Source organism: Bacillus sp. CR71, assembly GCF_003429245.1.
Lineage (GTDB): Bacteria > Bacillota > Bacilli > Bacillales > Bacillaceae_G > Bacillus_A > Bacillus_A thuringiensis_S.
This window is the reverse complement of sequence record NZ_CP031748.1, coordinates 615,419-629,786: the sequence shown is the minus strand read 5'-3', so window position 1 is coordinate 629,786 and position 14,368 is coordinate 615,419. Positions and strand designations below refer to the sequence as shown.

Below are 14,368 nucleotides of genomic sequence, written 5' to 3'. Positions count from 1 at the left end.
AGCGTCTTTTTTATTATTTCTCCTCTAAAGCTGTCACGTCCACATGAACGCTCTCACCAGGATTAGATACATCATACACTTGAGCACTCCCCTTCTGCTCATCACAGCTCTCAATCCATACTGGTACGCCCTCATATGTAACGTCAATTCTACTTGAAGAAGATAAGATTTGTTTCACACGTTTCACATCCATACTACTATCCCTCCTTTTGCTTACTACACTCCTTTCTATTTTTTCTTTTCCTTTTAGAATATATTCGGTAAGGCAGCATATTGATTAATAGTCATTTCTACCTCACATGCTAATATTTACTCTCTCGCTACCTTTCTGACAAATAAAAAAAGACGTATATTCTACACGTCTTTTTCCATAATATTCAAATTTTAAGAAAATAATGTTTTTACTACCGCACTTACTTTATCATTATGGATTTGATAATACACTTCTAATCCTCGTCTTTCAAAGCGCACTACTTTATTTTGCTTTAACTTCGTTAAATGTTGTGAAACCGTTGATTGCGGAATTTCTAATACTTCCTGTAGTTGTGTTACATTACATGTTCCTCTTTGCATAAGTTCCATTACTAGACGTAGACGAAGTGGGTGAGCTAACGCTCTTAACATTTGTACATCTTCTTCTGAAATACGACATTCGAATTGATTTTGGTTCATAAAGTTCCCCTCATTTTCGTTTTTATTTGCGTTTTTATGTTCTTTTTATTTATTTATATATCTGTTCTTATATTTCCTGTTACGACATAACTTTATCAACCTATAAAGCCGAAAATTTTTTCCATCTTCATCAGCAAAAATTCAGGAAAAAATCCTTGCTGATTTTGAATATTATACTATATGATATAACGAAAAAGCAAAATAATGGCCTACGAATACTTTGCTTACAAACGTTGTTTTATCAGGCTTTTTGTTATATTTTCACCTCATTGAAATGCACAGTAACGGTATTGTAAAATATCGTCTATAATTGATAACCTATCGTAATGTAGTTGAACTATACTTAACCTCTTTGTTACGCTAAAAGGAATTTTCAGTAAAAAGAGATGATATGGTATTAAAAATTTGTTTCTTATTTTTTATTCGTATTGCAAGCGGTTGAATTGTTGTGAAAAACTTCCTATTAAATCCACTGACCGTTCCTCTCTCACTAAATCAAACAGGACAGATAAGTGCATATATCAAACTTTAATCAGTAGGGTTTTTGTTCATCCCCACTGATTATCAGCCCTCACCAACCGGGCGTTTACTGGCAGCCCGATCCCCACCTAACTTCTTTGCTTCCGCTGAATTTTGAGGTGTGGGTCTTACTGCCCGTTAATGCGGGATAAGAGACGGCATCTAATATACACCTATAGGGAACATGCCATCTGAATAAGCAAAATAATATGCAAATAATTTATACAGCACACTTAAATTCATTTGAGTGTGTTTTTTTGTCTACTTTATGAACAAAGCTTTTCTTTTAACACTATTATGGAATAATTATACTTTTTTACGTTGACAATAGTGTTGAAGGAGAATATACTAAGCATGTAAGTTGATTGTGAATAGTTTCACAAATAATGTGAATTTCTTCACATATAATAGATAGGAGTTGTCATTATTATGAGTACTTGGACACAAATTTATGATCCATTAAACAATATTTGGTTATCTGCACTAATCGCAGCACTTCCAATTTTCTGCTTCATCATTTGTTTAATGGGACTGAAAATGAAAAGTTATATCGCTGGTCTTTACAGTGTGATTGTCGCTATTATTCTTGCAATATTTGTTTATAAAATGCCAGCAACAGTAGCTGTAGCATCTGCTGGATTCGGTGTTTTATCTGGATTTTATCCAATTTGTACTATCGTTATTGCCGCAATTTTCCTTTACAAATTAACTGTTAAAACAGAGCAGTTCAATATTATTCGCGATAGTATTTCAAGCATTACAAATGATCAACGTTTACAAGTATTATTAATTGCTTATTCTTTCGGTGCTTTCTTAGAAGGCGCAGCTGGTCTAGGGGTTCCAGTTGCTATTACAGCTGCACTACTTGTGGGTATGGGCTTTAATCCATTAAAAGCAGCAGGTATTTGTTTAGTAGCTAATATTGCTGGTGGTGCTATGGGTGCTATGGGTATTCCAGTTACAGTACCGGCACAATTAACTGAACTTGACGCATTAACTATTGGTCGTCAAACTGTTCTTATTTTACCTTTCATTAGTATTATCTTACCTTTCTTACTTGTTTCAATGGTCGATGGAGTTAAAGGTATTAAAGAAACTTGGCAAGGTATTCTTGTAAGTGGTGTTTCTTTCGCTATTACTCAATTCGCTGTAACTTACTTCTTAGGTGCAGAACTTACTAATATTTTCGCAGCCGTTGTAAGTATGATTGCTCTTGCATTATTCTTACGTGTTTGGCAACCAAAATCTTCTACTAAAGAAGAAAAACAAGAAACTAAAGTATCACATACATTCAATCAAATTTTATATGCTTGGTCTCCATTCGTATTCTTAACTGCATTTGTAACAATCTTTAATTTAAAACCAATTAAAGCTTTATTTGCTCCAGATGGTGCGTTAGCAAACTTAGTATTTAACATTCAGTTCCCTGGTCTTCATAATGCTGTTATGAAAACTACACCAATTACAAAAGCTGATACACCTTTCGCAGCTGTTTTCAAATTTGATGTATTTTCTTCTACAACTACTGCGATTGTACTAGCAATTATCGTTTCACTTATCGTTTACCGCGTAAAAGGTAAAATGGTTAAAGAATTAATGATTGAAACAATGAAAGAATTAAAAGCTCCAGTATATACAATTTGTAGCGTTATCGCTTTAGCTTACGTAGAGAACTACTCTGGTATGTCATCTACACTTGGACTTGCATTCTCATCTACTGGTAATGCATTCCCAATTCTTTCTCCAATCTTAGGATGGATTGGCGTATTCATTACAGGTTCAGTAGTTTCAAGTGGTTCTTTATTCGCACCACTGCAAGCAGTAACAGCAGACCAATTAAACATCGTTCCTTCTACACTCGTTGCCTTAAACGTGGTAGGTGGTACAATGGCAAAAATGGTTTCACCACAATCTGTAGCAGTTGCTTGTGCCGCAGTTGGACTAGTTGGTAAAGAATCTGCTCTATTTAAAACAGCAATGAAATACAGTTTAATCTTCTTAGCTGTTATTAGCTTACTTCAATTAAACGCTGTGTTTAATATCTTTTAAAAATAAAACACCGATCCAAATGGATCGGTGTTTTTCACATTATATTTTTTTATTTTTTAATAAAGAAGCTCCAGCAATTTCAGGATGAGTCATTTCGAATGGATCTAAAATAATATCCAATTCCTCTTCTGTCAGTACACCATGTTCTAAACATAACTCCCTAACAGATTTTCCTGTTTCAATTGCTTCACGTGCAATACGAGATGCTGCTTCATAACCAATATGAGGATTAACTGCTGTAATAATTCCAACACTTTTCTCAACATATTGCTTCAGCAATTCTTCATTTGCTGTAATTCCTTCAATACAATATTCACGGAATACACGGAATCCATTATTCATAATGCTTATAGATTGAATTAAATTAAATACAAGCACAGGCTCCATTACGTTTAACTCTAATTGTCCTGCTTCTGATGCTAAGCAAATTGTATGATCGTTTCCGATTACTTGGAATGCGACTTGGTTAATTACTTCTGCCATAACTGGATTTACTTTTCCTGGCATAATGGATGAACCTGGCTGACGTGCTGGCAATTGAATTTCAGCTAACCCAACACGTGGACCAGACGCCATAATACGAAGATCGTTTGCAATTTTAGACATGTTCATCATACATACTTTAAGCGCTGCAGATACTTCTGTGTATGCATCTGTATTTTGCGTTGCATCAACTAAATGCTCTGCACCAACAAGTGGGAATCCACTAAACGTTCTTAAATGTTTTACCACTTGTTCAATATACGTAGGATTTGCATTTAATCCTGTACCAACAGCTGTCGCCCCCATATTCACTTCATATAAATGTTGACGAGACTGTTTAATTCTTTTTATATCACGCTCAAGCACTCGGCTATACGCTTCAAATTCTTGTCCAAGGCGAATTGGAACTGCATCTTGTAAATGTGTGCGTCCCATTTTAATAACGTGATCAAACTCTTTTGCTTTTTTACGAAAAGCAGAATGAAGTTCTTCCATTGTAATAAGAAGCTCTTCTAACATCATAAGAGTTGCAATATGAATCCCTGTTGGAAACGCATCGTTCGTTGATTGGGCCATGTTCACATGAGTGTTTGGGCTAATTTTCGCATATTCCCCTTTTTCATATCCCATACGCTCTAACGCTCTATTCGCAATTACTTCATTTGTATTCATATTAATAGAAGTTCCGGCTCCGCCTTGAATAGGATCCACGATAAATTGATCATGAAACTTTCCATCAACAATTTCTTGCGCTGCTTCTGCAATTTCATGTCCAATGTCTTTAGCTAAGTAACCAGTATCTATATTCGCAAGTGCCGCTGCTTTTTTCACAATTGCCATTGCTGTAATGAGTGATGGATGAATGCGGTATCCTGTAATTGGGAAGTTTTCTACGGCACGTAATGTTTGTACACCATAATAAGCTGCACTTGGTACTTCTTTTTCACCTAAAAAATCTTTTTCTATACGTATATCCTTCGTTGCTATCATTTTTATCACCTATACTTTTTCATTCTAAATCCTTATCCAAAAAATCCGCCCTCTAAAAACACGAGTATCATTCAGAAGAATTTTTCAGTATCCACCTTCACTATATAGCACCTTTTTTGAAAGCGCAAACATTTATTTTTCTGTATATCCTTTTTATTAAAGTTTATAGAAAATCATTCTTCTACTTTCCTTATTTCCACTCGTTTAATTTGATGCATATCCTTTTCAAGGACTTTAAAATAAAAACCGTGTTTCTCAATAACATCTCCTTCAGCAACGATTTGTTTTTGTACCATAATCCAGCCACCAATTGTATCTACATCATCAGCAATTAAATGTATGCCAAGCAAATCATTTACTTCACTAATAAGCACTTTTCCCTCTACGATTTTATATCCTTCACTTACATGCTCTATAGGTGGATTCTCATCTTCATCGTATTCATCTCGAATTTCTCCAACAATTTCTTCTAAAATATCTTCTAGTGTAACAATCCCTGCTGTACCACCATATTCATCATATAATACAGCTAATGGAATGTGTTTTCTTTGCATTTGTAACAGTAAATCATGAATTGGAATATTTTCTAGCACTTCAATAACTGGCCTTGTATATGGCATAATTGAGCACTCCTCGTCCCGATTACCATCCATATAACGAATAAATAAATCTTTTACATTTACCATCCCAATAATTTCATCTTTATCTTCACCAAATACAGGATATCTCGTGTACTTTTCTTGTGCGATGACTTTAATATGTGTTTCAAATGGTTCGTCCTCATATAAGCCTACAACTTCCGTACGAGGTACCATAATTTCTTTTGCTACTCTATTATCAAATTCAAAAATATTATTTACATATTTAAATTCCCTTTGGTTAATCTCTCCGCTCTCATAGCTCTCAGATAAGATTAACCTTAATTCTTCTTCTGAATGAGCTACTTCATGTTCAGAAGCTGGATGTAATCCGAATAAACCAGTTACAACCCTCGCTGAACCATTTAAAGCCCAAATAAACGGGTACATAACTCGGTAAAAATAAATAAGTGGTTTCGATAACAATAAGCTAACTTGTTCTGCTTTTTGTATAGCAAATGTCTTTGGAGCAAGTTCCCCAATGACAACATGTAAAAATGTAATTACTGCAAAGGCAATAATAAATGAAACTGTACTGGAAATTGCAGGTGAGAATTGTAATTTTAAAAACAACGGCTCGAGTAAATGTTTAATAGTTGGTTCCCCTAACCACCCGAGCCCTAAAGCAGTAATTGTAATACCTAGCTGACAGGCCGATAAATACTCGTCTAAATTTGAAGTTACCTTTTTAGCTGCCAGTGCACCTCGTCTTTTTTCACTAACGAGTTGATCAATACGACTGCTACGTACCTTAATAATTGCAAATTCAACAGCCACAAAAAATGCTGTTAACCCAATAAGAATGACTACCATCAATAATTTTAAAATATCCACATATGCTCTTTAGCTCTCTTAGCTAAAGTTACACCTCCTTTTAAAAAGAAGTTTCACTTTAGTTTCTTCAATTATTGGAAAGCAACTCTATATAAAATCCACCAATTTTCAAACCTCATACAATTCTAAAGGTAAACCATCAGGGTCTTGGAAAAAGACGAATTTCTTCCCCGTTATTTCATCAATACGGATTGGTTCTGTCTTAACACCACATTGGTTTAAATGCTTCACAGCTTCTTCTATATTTGTAACAGCAAATGCTAAATGTCTAAGACCGGCTGCTTCTGGAAAACTTTTGCGCTCAGGCGGATTTGGAAATGAAAATAATTCGATTTGATACTCTTCTCCTACACATAAATCTAATTTATAAGAATCTCGTTCCTTTCTATATACTTCATTTATCTCTTCAAACCCTAATATTCTAGTATAAAAATTCTTTGACCTCTCATAATTCGAACAAATAATTGCAACGTGATGCACTCTACATATATTCATACTCTCTCTATTCCTTTCTTTACCAAAGATGCATATTCTCCCTTGAAATGAAAAACATATATAGCAGAATATCTCTTTTAGGGGGCTTATCATGAAATTCATTACTTTTTTCGTCGGACTAATTGTTGTTTTCTTACTCGCTTATATTGCTAGCAACAATAAGAAACATATTAAGTTTAAACCAATTTTCATCATGCTTATTATACAGTTAATTTTAACCTACCTATTATTAAATACAGAAATCGGTCTCATACTTATTCGTGTCATTTCCAGTCTGTTTACAAAGCTACTCGAGTATGCTGCTGATGGAATAAATTTCGTATTTGGTGGTATTGCAAATAAAGGTGAAATGCCATTTTTCCTTACTGTATTATTACCAATCGTCTTTATTTCTGTTTTAATTGGTATATTACAACATTTCAAAATACTACCATTTTTTATTCATTGGATCGGGTACTTTCTTAGTAAAATAAATGGTCTTGGGAAATTAGAATCTTACAATGCTATTGCCTCTGCCATTGTCGGTCAATCAGAAGTTTTTATTACAGTGAAAAAGCAATTAGCTCAAATTCCAAAACACCGTCTTTATACACTTTGTGCCTCTGCTATGTCAACCGTATCTATGTCTATCGTAGGTGCCTATATGACAATGATTGAACCTAAATATGTAGTAACTGCACTCGTTCTCAATTTATTTAGCGGTTTTATTATCGTACTCATCATTAACCCTTACGACGTTAAAGATGACGAAGATATTTTAGAAATCAAAGGTGAAAAACAAAGCTTTTTTGAAATGCTTGGAGAATACATTCTTGATGGTTTTCGTGTAGCCATTGTTGTCGGCGCTATGCTCATCGGATTTGTCGCATTAATTAGTTGTATTAATGACCTGTTCCTCATTATATTCGGTATTACGTTCCAACAATTAATCGGCTATGTATTTGCACCTATCGCATTCCTTATCGGTGTACCAAGTTCTGAAATTGTCGCAGCTGGCAGCATTATGGCAACGAAGCTTGTAACGAATGAATTTGTCGCAATGATAGACCTTAGTAAAATTTCTAATAGCCTTTCTCCCCGTACAGTTGGGATTATTTCTGTTTTCCTTGTGTCTTTTGCCAATTTTTCTTCCATTGGTATTATTTCAGGTGCGGTAAAAGGACTAAACGAAGAACAAGGAAACGTTGTTGCGAGGTTTGGCCTTAAATTACTATATGGAGCTACTCTCGTTAGCATTTTATCCGCAATTATCGTAAGCATTATGTTGTAATTAGGTAAAATTTTATCATTTTCTTATCCCTATCTTTTGTATACAATAACGAATAGATGTCTTATAAAGTGAAACTTTACTCAGAGGGGCTATCCCCCTCTGAGTATTAGCCTTCACCAATCGGGCTTTTACGGGCAGTTAACTCCCACCTAACTTCCTTGCGTTCGCTGGACTTTGAGGTGGGAGTTTTACTGCCCGTTAATGCGGGATAAATAATCAAGACATCTATTTTTTATACATGTACAATCGCTTTTATTTAGCGTAAAATATTTTTTATGTGTTTGAATACACTTCTAAATGTATATACTTCGATAGTTTTAAAGGAGAAAAAATGATGAAATCCGACCCGAACAACAATACGCGAGCCAGAAAAGGACGCTCAAAGAAAAAACGCCTACTTTGGTTCCTTCTTATTCCATTACTAATTGTAGCACTTGGAGCAGGAGGCTACTCCTTCCATATATACAGTAAAGCAAAGTCCGTCTTAAATAATGCTTATGCTGAACTAGGTCGAGGAGATAAGTCCAGTAAACGTGAAAAAGCTGTTAAACCTATGACCGACAACATTTCTGTACTAATTATGGGTGTTGATGAAAGTGATATTAGGGAAAAAGGTTATGGAAAAGCAACTCGAACAGATGCGTTATTACTTGCAACAATTAATAAAAACGATAAATCCGTTAAACTTGTAAGCATTCCACGTGACTCACGCGTCTACATTAAATCACGTGATAAATACGATAAAATCACACATGCGCACGTATTCGGTGGTGTAGACAGCACAATTGATACGGTAGAGAACTTTTTAGATGTTCCAGTTGACTACTATGTAAAATTCAACTTTAAATCATTTATTAAAATTGTTGATTCCCTTGGTGGTATTACTGTAGACGTTCCAGTTGAGTTCACAGAGCAAAATAGTAAAGATGAAGCAGATGCAATTCATCTAAAAAAAGGACGTCAACATTTAAATGGAGAAGAGGCACTGGCACTGGCTAGAACTCGTCATATCGATAGTGATTATATGCGTGGTCAACGCCAACAGCTTGTATTAGAGGCCATTGCTGAAAAGGCACTATCTCTTAATTCCATTAATAAAATCGGAGGCCTACTAGACGCTGTCGATAAAGACTTAAAAACCAATTTAACTTTTGATGATATGATGACAATTACAAAAAATTCAATGGATTCAAATTTAAAGATGGAAAAAATGCAAGTAGAAGGTACAGATAAATATATAGGCGGTATTTATTATTACGTTCCAAATGAAAAAAGCGTCAATAATATTTCGACAAAACTACAAGAACATCTCGGTGTTACGAATAAAAATGAGCATAAAAAATTATAATAAAAAGGCTGCTAGATTTCTCTAGACAGCCTTTTTATTATATTTTTCAACATATTTTTCATACACATTGTGACAAGAAGTGACAATTATTACAGCGGTGTAACATTTTTTATGAAAACATTACACACACAGTGAAAATAATAGTATACTAGTACGTACATAATGTTATTTTCATCATTTTTATACAAAAAATGTAATACATATATTTATACATAAATTTCTGGGGGGAAATAAATGAAGCTAAGTAAAATACTGATCGGTTCTGCAATTGCTGGGGGCATATTACTTTGTGTAGGCGGTGTTGGGGGATATCAATATGTCTCCAAATTAAATAATCAATTAGATACTACTGCATTACCGAATACTACATTTGAAGGTATTTCTCTCGATGGAAAAAATAAGAAAGATATTCAAGCAATTATTAATCAAAAGGTAACTGAATTAGATCAAAAATCCCTTACCTACATATTCCAAAACGATAAACAAACTTACACATGGAAAGATTTAGGGATAAATTATAAAGAGAAAGATATTATTGACAAAATCTTTAAAGAACAAGAAGGAAACGTAATGAATCGTTACAAAATGCGTAAGCAAGCTGAAAACGGTGAATTAAAACGTGACTATAAATTAACACCACAATTAAATGCAACAGCTTATGAAACCTTTATAAAAGATAAATATAATGAAACATTAAAAAATCCTATTAATGCAGAATTCAGTATTGAAGGCTCAACAGTAAATGTTAGTCAAAGCCAAAACGGAGAAAAAATTGATAAAGGGAAACTAAACGGTTTAACAAACGAAGCTATTACTACCGGTAAATCAGATGTCACATTGCCAGTCACATTCATAAAACCAGAACGCTCTACAGAAGACATACAGAAAATGGGGATTAAAGAAGTCATCGCTGAATATTCTACTCCAATGGCCGGCCGTAACGGAAATCAATCATTTAACGTAAATAAGTCAGCCAATACTTTAAGTGGGGTTATTGTCGCACCTGATGAAACGTTTAGTTTTAACGGCCGCGTTGGCGTAACTGATGCTGCACATGGTTACAAATCTGCAGCAGTATATTCACAAGGTAAAGTAATACAAAGTGCAGGCGGAGGAGTTTGCCAAGTCAGTAGTACATTATACAGCGCAGCTTTAAGGGCAGATTTAGGCATTGTTTCTCGAAGCAATCATTCTATGCCGGTAAATTATTTACCACTTGGGCAAGATGCAGCAGTAGCAGATTATGGTCCAGATTTAAAATTTAAAAATAATACGGGCAATCATATTTATATTCAAGCATTTTCAAATGGAGGTAGTATTACTACACGCATTTTCGGTACAAATACTGGTAAAAATGTTGAAGTTTCTTCTCAAGTAATTAGTAGGACTAGTGATAAAATCACAGCGGTTACGTATAAAAAAGTAACACAAAACGGGGAAGTAATATCAAATGGACAAATTTCAAAAAGCGTATATAAAAGCGCTCCAAAAGAATAGCTAATATCCACCGAATAGCATAAAGAAAAAGGCGTGATTATATCACGCCTTTTTCTTTTGCAGTAATAGTAAAAAAGTTTCAAGATGGTCTTTCGTTTCTTCTAAAGACCACATACGATTGCCTTGCTTCGCAGCTAATACACACGCCTCTTCCCACGCGTTCTTTTTCTTCATATTTATTAATTCATCACGTAATTTCAAAACAATTTCTTCGTCTTCTTGTTCAATAAACTCTTCCATCACGCTTACTATTTCATCCTCATGAATACTTAACGTACAGTACGATTTAAGAAAGTATTGTAATGTCGTATACATAATGTACTCCCCCTTCTTATTTATCAGATGGATAAGAAGTAATAATCTTAAACCCTAATTCTCCTGACTTATCTCTTGCTAAAACAGTAACAGTTTTTACCAACTTGTCTTTTACACTCATATTTTTCTTTATTACCGTTTTTCCAACCGGGAATGAATGTGTTGTATTTAATACGAGACGAGCCTCTTTAGAATTTTTTAACCAGTCTTGAATTTCCTTATCATGCTGCTTCAAACTATCTTTTACAGCTTTCGTTGCTGTTTCCTTGTCATAGTATGTACTTGCTGCTGATACTTTATCTGTCTTCAAGCGATTCTTCAAATCTTCTTCTGATTTGCCTACATGTCTTTCAATCGTATGACCATTTTTAGGTGGCCCTTCCATTTCATCTAAAATATTATCATTAATTTTTTCTACTGATGTCGATTGATTCCCTGTTTGTTTCTCTGTTTTTTGTTCTTTTCCTGCACATCCACTTAAGATCAGCATTAGTGCCAATAAACCACTCAAGAAAAGACTACTTATTCGTTTCATCATATCACCTCTTTCATGATTATTATCGCAACTTCACTAAAAGTCAATTTCACAACGAAAAAATCTATCAGTTTTCATTTTTTTCATCTATTTTTCCATATTTACCCGCGCAATTTCATCAACCCTCTATTTTTCGACTTTTTATAATATATACCCCCTATATTTTATGATTATTTCCCAGATGAAAACACTGATGACATAACTATAAAACTCTTTTATAAAAAGGTTTTTATAGTGTTTTTTAAAATATTTTAAAATACCCCCATTTTTATATACCTAATACCCATATAAGGTATAAAGACCCCTTCTTATCAACGTTTTTCTACATTATGTAAATTTACCCTTGCCTATACAAACGAAATATGGTGTAATGCAAAAAAAGATAAAGGATTTTAAACAATGGCTGAAACGATTCAAAATTTCTTAACAGAATACTATTCAATCGCAATTCCACTTAGTATCTTAATTAACATCATCATTAGTCTTTTAGGTGTTATTCCTAGCATCTTTTTAACCGCCATTAATATACAGCTCTTCGGTGTAACAAATGGCACAATCATTTCGATCGCAGGTGAGGCCTTAGGGGCTATTATCTCGTTTTATATTTATCGCATAGGCCTTCAAAAGTTCACTCACGATAAAGTAAATAAGTACCCAAAGGTAGAGCGTCTTCTTTATGTAGAAGGTATAGAGGCCTTTCTACTCGTTCTATCGTTTCGATTGATACCTTTCATCCCATCAAGTATCGTGACTTTATTTGCAGCTCTAGGGAAAATGTCATTACTCTCCTTCAGTATTGCCAGTACAATAGGTAAAATACCGGCCTTATTGATTGAAGTATATTCGGCATATCATGTTATGAACGGAACAAATGAAGCGAAGTGGATTGTAACAATCGCAGGCGCTATTGGATTGTTTTATTTGTGGAAAAAATGGAGAAAAAAATAAAGAAGGAGCCTATGCTCCTTCTTTATTTTTGAAGTATTTTATTAATATCTGTCCCTTAAATCCTTAATTTACACCAACAGCACTAAATGATTGCTTCACTGCATTTACTTCTGCAGAGCTAGCACCATATAAATCCGCAGCAGCTTGTACTGCACCAGCACGAGCTTGACTAAATGTAGTAGATTGCGTGAAATACTGTGTATTTGCACGGTAGTAAATCGCACCTAATTTATCTTTACCAATACCAGTTACAGTTACACCAGAATGCGTACCACCATTTGCTAATAAATAAGCTTGTTTGTTAATAATACCACTGTTTGTATGAACGCCACCGTTATCACTTGAACCTGTGTAACGCTTAGAATAGTGGTCTGGGTCACCATATTTCGCTGGATCACTCATAGAGCGAAGCGCGTCTCCTGCTTTACCAGGCGTGTAAATATCTTCACCAATTTCCCAATCTGGGTTACGGTTATCATAGAATTCTACTAAAGTACCAAAGATATCAGAAATCGCTTCATTTAACGCCCCTGATTCATTTTGATAAATTAAGTCCGAGCTATTTTCCGTAACAGCATGCGTTAATTCGTGACCAATTACGTCAATTCCACCAGATAATGAAGTGAATGTTACACCATCACCATCCCCGTATACCATTTGTGAACCGTTCCAGAATGCATTATTATACTTACTTCCGTAATGAACTGTTGATTTTAATGGTGCTCCTGCATCATTAATAGAGTTTCTGTTAAATGTAGCTTTATAATAATCATATGTTCTACCTGCATAGTAATGAGCATCTACTGCCGCTGCATCATACGCTGCATTGAAAACATTATCTGCATCTGCCCATAATGTTCCTGGTAATGTTGAGCGGTTTTTCGCATCGTATGTGAAAATCGTTGCTCCGCGCGTATTATCTTGTAAGTAGTAAGATGAACCAGATAATGTTGTATTAAGTGATTTCGTATCTCCTAATACACCTTTACCAGTTCCTACTTTATTTGTTCCTGTTACAGGTTTTACTACTGCTTTCGCATCCTGTTTAGGAGCCTCTTGCTTAACTGGTGACTTATCTTCATTTGCTACATGATCCAATTTATTATATTTATTTAATACTTTACCGCTGTCTGCTTCAATGAAATAGTAGTAGTTTCCTGGACTAGGATCTAAGAAGTTTAGATTTACAACGTATGCATATGTTGTTTCTTCACCATTTTGATATACATATAAGTCCGCTTTTGGTTCTACCTCATATTTCGGTGTTACCCCTAAGTCTTGCTGCGCGATTTCAATCGCTTTTGCGCCTTCAATCTTATTTTTATTTTTCAACTTTTCCTTCTTGTCTAAATCAGGTGCAACTGTTCCAGACAATACTTTTAAAGAACCGTCTTTACTTACGTGAGCTACTTGAGTAGAACCCCATACAGGTACTCCTTCGTAAACTTGTTGCATACGTACTACTGTTGAATCAGTTACAGCATCTTTCTTCACTTGTTTCACTTTGAAAGAATCTTGCGCACTCTTTTCCCCTAGCTTGTAATCACCTTTTGCTGCGTTTAAGTAATCAAACACAACAGATTCTGCTTTCTTACCAGTCGCTCCAGTTAAATCACCAGAAATAAACTCAGGTGACTGTACTGTCTCATTGTACTTCTTCGTAGAGAGTACATTTTTAGAATCCGCAAATGCAGAGCCTGTCCCTCCAAACGTTGTAACTGCCATTCCTGTCGCTAACACTAACGCTAAACTTTTCTTTTTCATGAACCTTCCCC

13 protein-coding genes are annotated in these 14,368 nt (G+C 34.8%); 5 read left to right on the top strand and 8 right to left on the bottom strand.

What is annotated here, in order from left to right:
- Positions 1-13 precede the first annotated feature (13 nt).
- Both DOS87_RS03220 and DOS87_RS03215 read right to left on the bottom strand, forming a co-directional pair.
- Entirely contained in the window at positions 14-193 is a 180-nt protein-coding gene (locus DOS87_RS03220) for an acid-soluble spore protein H (protein WP_000382679.1), read from the bottom strand.
- Positions 194-384: 191 nt separating this feature from the next.
- Complete coding sequence (locus tag DOS87_RS03215; protein WP_001075219.1) at positions 385-672, bottom strand: ArsR/SmtB family transcription factor; 288 nt, start codon at positions 670-672, stop codon at positions 385-387.
- Between the two features lie 948 nt (positions 673-1,620).
- Here DOS87_RS03215 and DOS87_RS03210 point away from each other — a divergent pair.
- A complete protein-coding gene (locus DOS87_RS03210; protein ID WP_000109120.1) occupies positions 1,621-3,240 on the top strand; it encodes an L-lactate permease in 1,620 nt (539 codons plus the stop codon).
- 39 nt (positions 3,241-3,279) lie between these two features.
- Here the strand turns inward: DOS87_RS03210 and aspA are convergent, their stop codons facing one another.
- The 3 genes from aspA to DOS87_RS03195 all read right to left on the bottom strand — a co-directional run bounded on the left by aspA (position 3,280) and on the right by DOS87_RS03195 (position 6,680).
- Positions 3,280-4,713 carry an aspartate ammonia-lyase gene (aspA, locus tag DOS87_RS03205; protein ID WP_000562136.1) on the bottom strand — a complete coding sequence of 478 codons (1,434 nt, stop codon included), beginning with the start codon at positions 4,711-4,713 and terminating at the stop codon, positions 3,280-3,282.
- A 173-nt stretch (positions 4,714-4,886) separates the two neighbouring features.
- Entirely contained in the window at positions 4,887-6,185 is a 1,299-nt protein-coding gene (locus DOS87_RS03200) for a hemolysin family protein (protein WP_000353320.1), read from the bottom strand.
- A gap of 108 nt (positions 6,186-6,293) precedes the next feature.
- Positions 6,294-6,680: an SMU1112c/YaeR family gloxylase I-like metalloprotein gene (locus DOS87_RS03195; RefSeq protein WP_098505644.1), complete on the bottom strand. Its 387-nt coding sequence runs from the start codon at positions 6,678-6,680 to the stop codon at positions 6,294-6,296.
- 91 nt (positions 6,681-6,771) lie between these two features.
- Here DOS87_RS03195 and DOS87_RS03190 point away from each other — a divergent pair, with 91 nt between their 5' ends.
- The 3 genes from DOS87_RS03190 to DOS87_RS03180 all read left to right on the top strand — a co-directional run bounded on the left by DOS87_RS03190 (position 6,772) and on the right by DOS87_RS03180 (position 10,795).
- The gene (locus DOS87_RS03190) at positions 6,772-7,950 is read left to right on the top strand and encodes a NupC/NupG family nucleoside CNT transporter (RefSeq protein WP_208730203.1); all 1,179 of its coding nucleotides are present in this window, start codon (positions 6,772-6,774) and stop codon (positions 7,948-7,950) included.
- A 331-nt stretch (positions 7,951-8,281) separates the two neighbouring features.
- Entirely contained in the window at positions 8,282-9,298 is a 1,017-nt protein-coding gene (locus tag DOS87_RS03185) for an LCP family protein (protein ID WP_002083775.1), read from the top strand.
- Positions 9,299-9,532: 234 nt separating this feature from the next.
- Positions 9,533-10,795: a VanW family protein gene (locus tag DOS87_RS03180; protein ID WP_000777351.1), complete on the top strand. Its 1,263-nt coding sequence runs from the start codon at positions 9,533-9,535 to the stop codon at positions 10,793-10,795.
- A 42-nt stretch (positions 10,796-10,837) separates the two neighbouring features.
- Here the strand turns inward: DOS87_RS03180 and DOS87_RS03175 are convergent, their stop codons facing one another.
- Positions 10,838-11,110: a hypothetical protein gene (locus DOS87_RS03175; RefSeq protein WP_000288803.1), complete on the bottom strand. Its 273-nt coding sequence runs from the start codon at positions 11,108-11,110 to the stop codon at positions 10,838-10,840.
- Between the two features lie 16 nt (positions 11,111-11,126).
- A complete protein-coding gene (locus DOS87_RS03170; RefSeq protein ID WP_139788877.1) occupies positions 11,127-11,645 on the bottom strand; it encodes an RNase A-like domain-containing lipoprotein in 519 nt (172 codons plus the stop codon).
- 399 nt (positions 11,646-12,044) lie between these two features.
- Here DOS87_RS03170 and DOS87_RS03165 point away from each other — a divergent pair, with 399 nt between their 5' ends.
- Positions 12,045-12,593 carry a TVP38/TMEM64 family protein gene (locus DOS87_RS03165; RefSeq protein ID WP_000852229.1) on the top strand — a complete coding sequence of 183 codons (549 nt, stop codon included), beginning with the start codon at positions 12,045-12,047 and terminating at the stop codon, positions 12,591-12,593.
- 63 nt (positions 12,594-12,656) lie between these two features.
- Here DOS87_RS03165 and DOS87_RS03160 read toward each other — a convergent pair whose 3' ends face one another.
- Positions 12,657-14,357 carry a M4 family metallopeptidase gene (locus tag DOS87_RS03160; RefSeq protein ID WP_000730377.1) on the bottom strand — a complete coding sequence of 567 codons (1,701 nt, stop codon included), beginning with the start codon at positions 14,355-14,357 and terminating at the stop codon, positions 12,657-12,659.
- Positions 14,358-14,368: the final 11 nt, after the last annotated feature.

Bases quoted from the DNA above. Each gene is read 5' to 3' on its own strand.
- DOS87_RS03220 (WP_000382679.1), bottom strand. From the start codon at position 193: ATGGATGTGAAACGTGTGAAACAAATCTTATCTTCTTCAAGTAGAATT.
- DOS87_RS03215 (WP_001075219.1), bottom strand. From the start codon at position 672: ATGAACCAAAATCAATTCGAATGTCGTATTTCAGAAGAAGATGTACAA.
- DOS87_RS03210 (WP_000109120.1), top strand. From the start codon at position 1,621: ATGAGTACTTGGACACAAATTTATGATCCATTAAACAATATTTGGTTA.
- aspA (WP_000562136.1), bottom strand. From the start codon at position 4,713: ATGATAGCAACGAAGGATATACGTATAGAAAAAGATTTTTTAGGTGAA.
- DOS87_RS03195 (WP_098505644.1), bottom strand. From the start codon at position 6,680: ATGAATATATGTAGAGTGCATCACGTTGCAATTATTTGTTCGAATTAT.
- DOS87_RS03190 (WP_208730203.1), top strand. From the start codon at position 6,772: ATGAAATTCATTACTTTTTTCGTCGGACTAATTGTTGTTTTCTTACTC.
- DOS87_RS03185 (WP_002083775.1), top strand. From the start codon at position 8,282: ATGATGAAATCCGACCCGAACAACAATACGCGAGCCAGAAAAGGACGC.
- DOS87_RS03180 (WP_000777351.1), top strand. From the start codon at position 9,533: ATGAAGCTAAGTAAAATACTGATCGGTTCTGCAATTGCTGGGGGCATA.
- DOS87_RS03175 (WP_000288803.1), bottom strand. From the start codon at position 11,110: ATGTATACGACATTACAATACTTTCTTAAATCGTACTGTACGTTAAGT.
- DOS87_RS03170 (WP_139788877.1), bottom strand. From the start codon at position 11,645: ATGAAACGAATAAGTAGTCTTTTCTTGAGTGGTTTATTGGCACTAATG.
- DOS87_RS03165 (WP_000852229.1), top strand. From the start codon at position 12,045: ATGGCTGAAACGATTCAAAATTTCTTAACAGAATACTATTCAATCGCA.
- DOS87_RS03160 (WP_000730377.1), bottom strand. From the start codon at position 14,357: ATGAAAAAGAAAAGTTTAGCGTTAGTGTTAGCGACAGGAATGGCAGTT.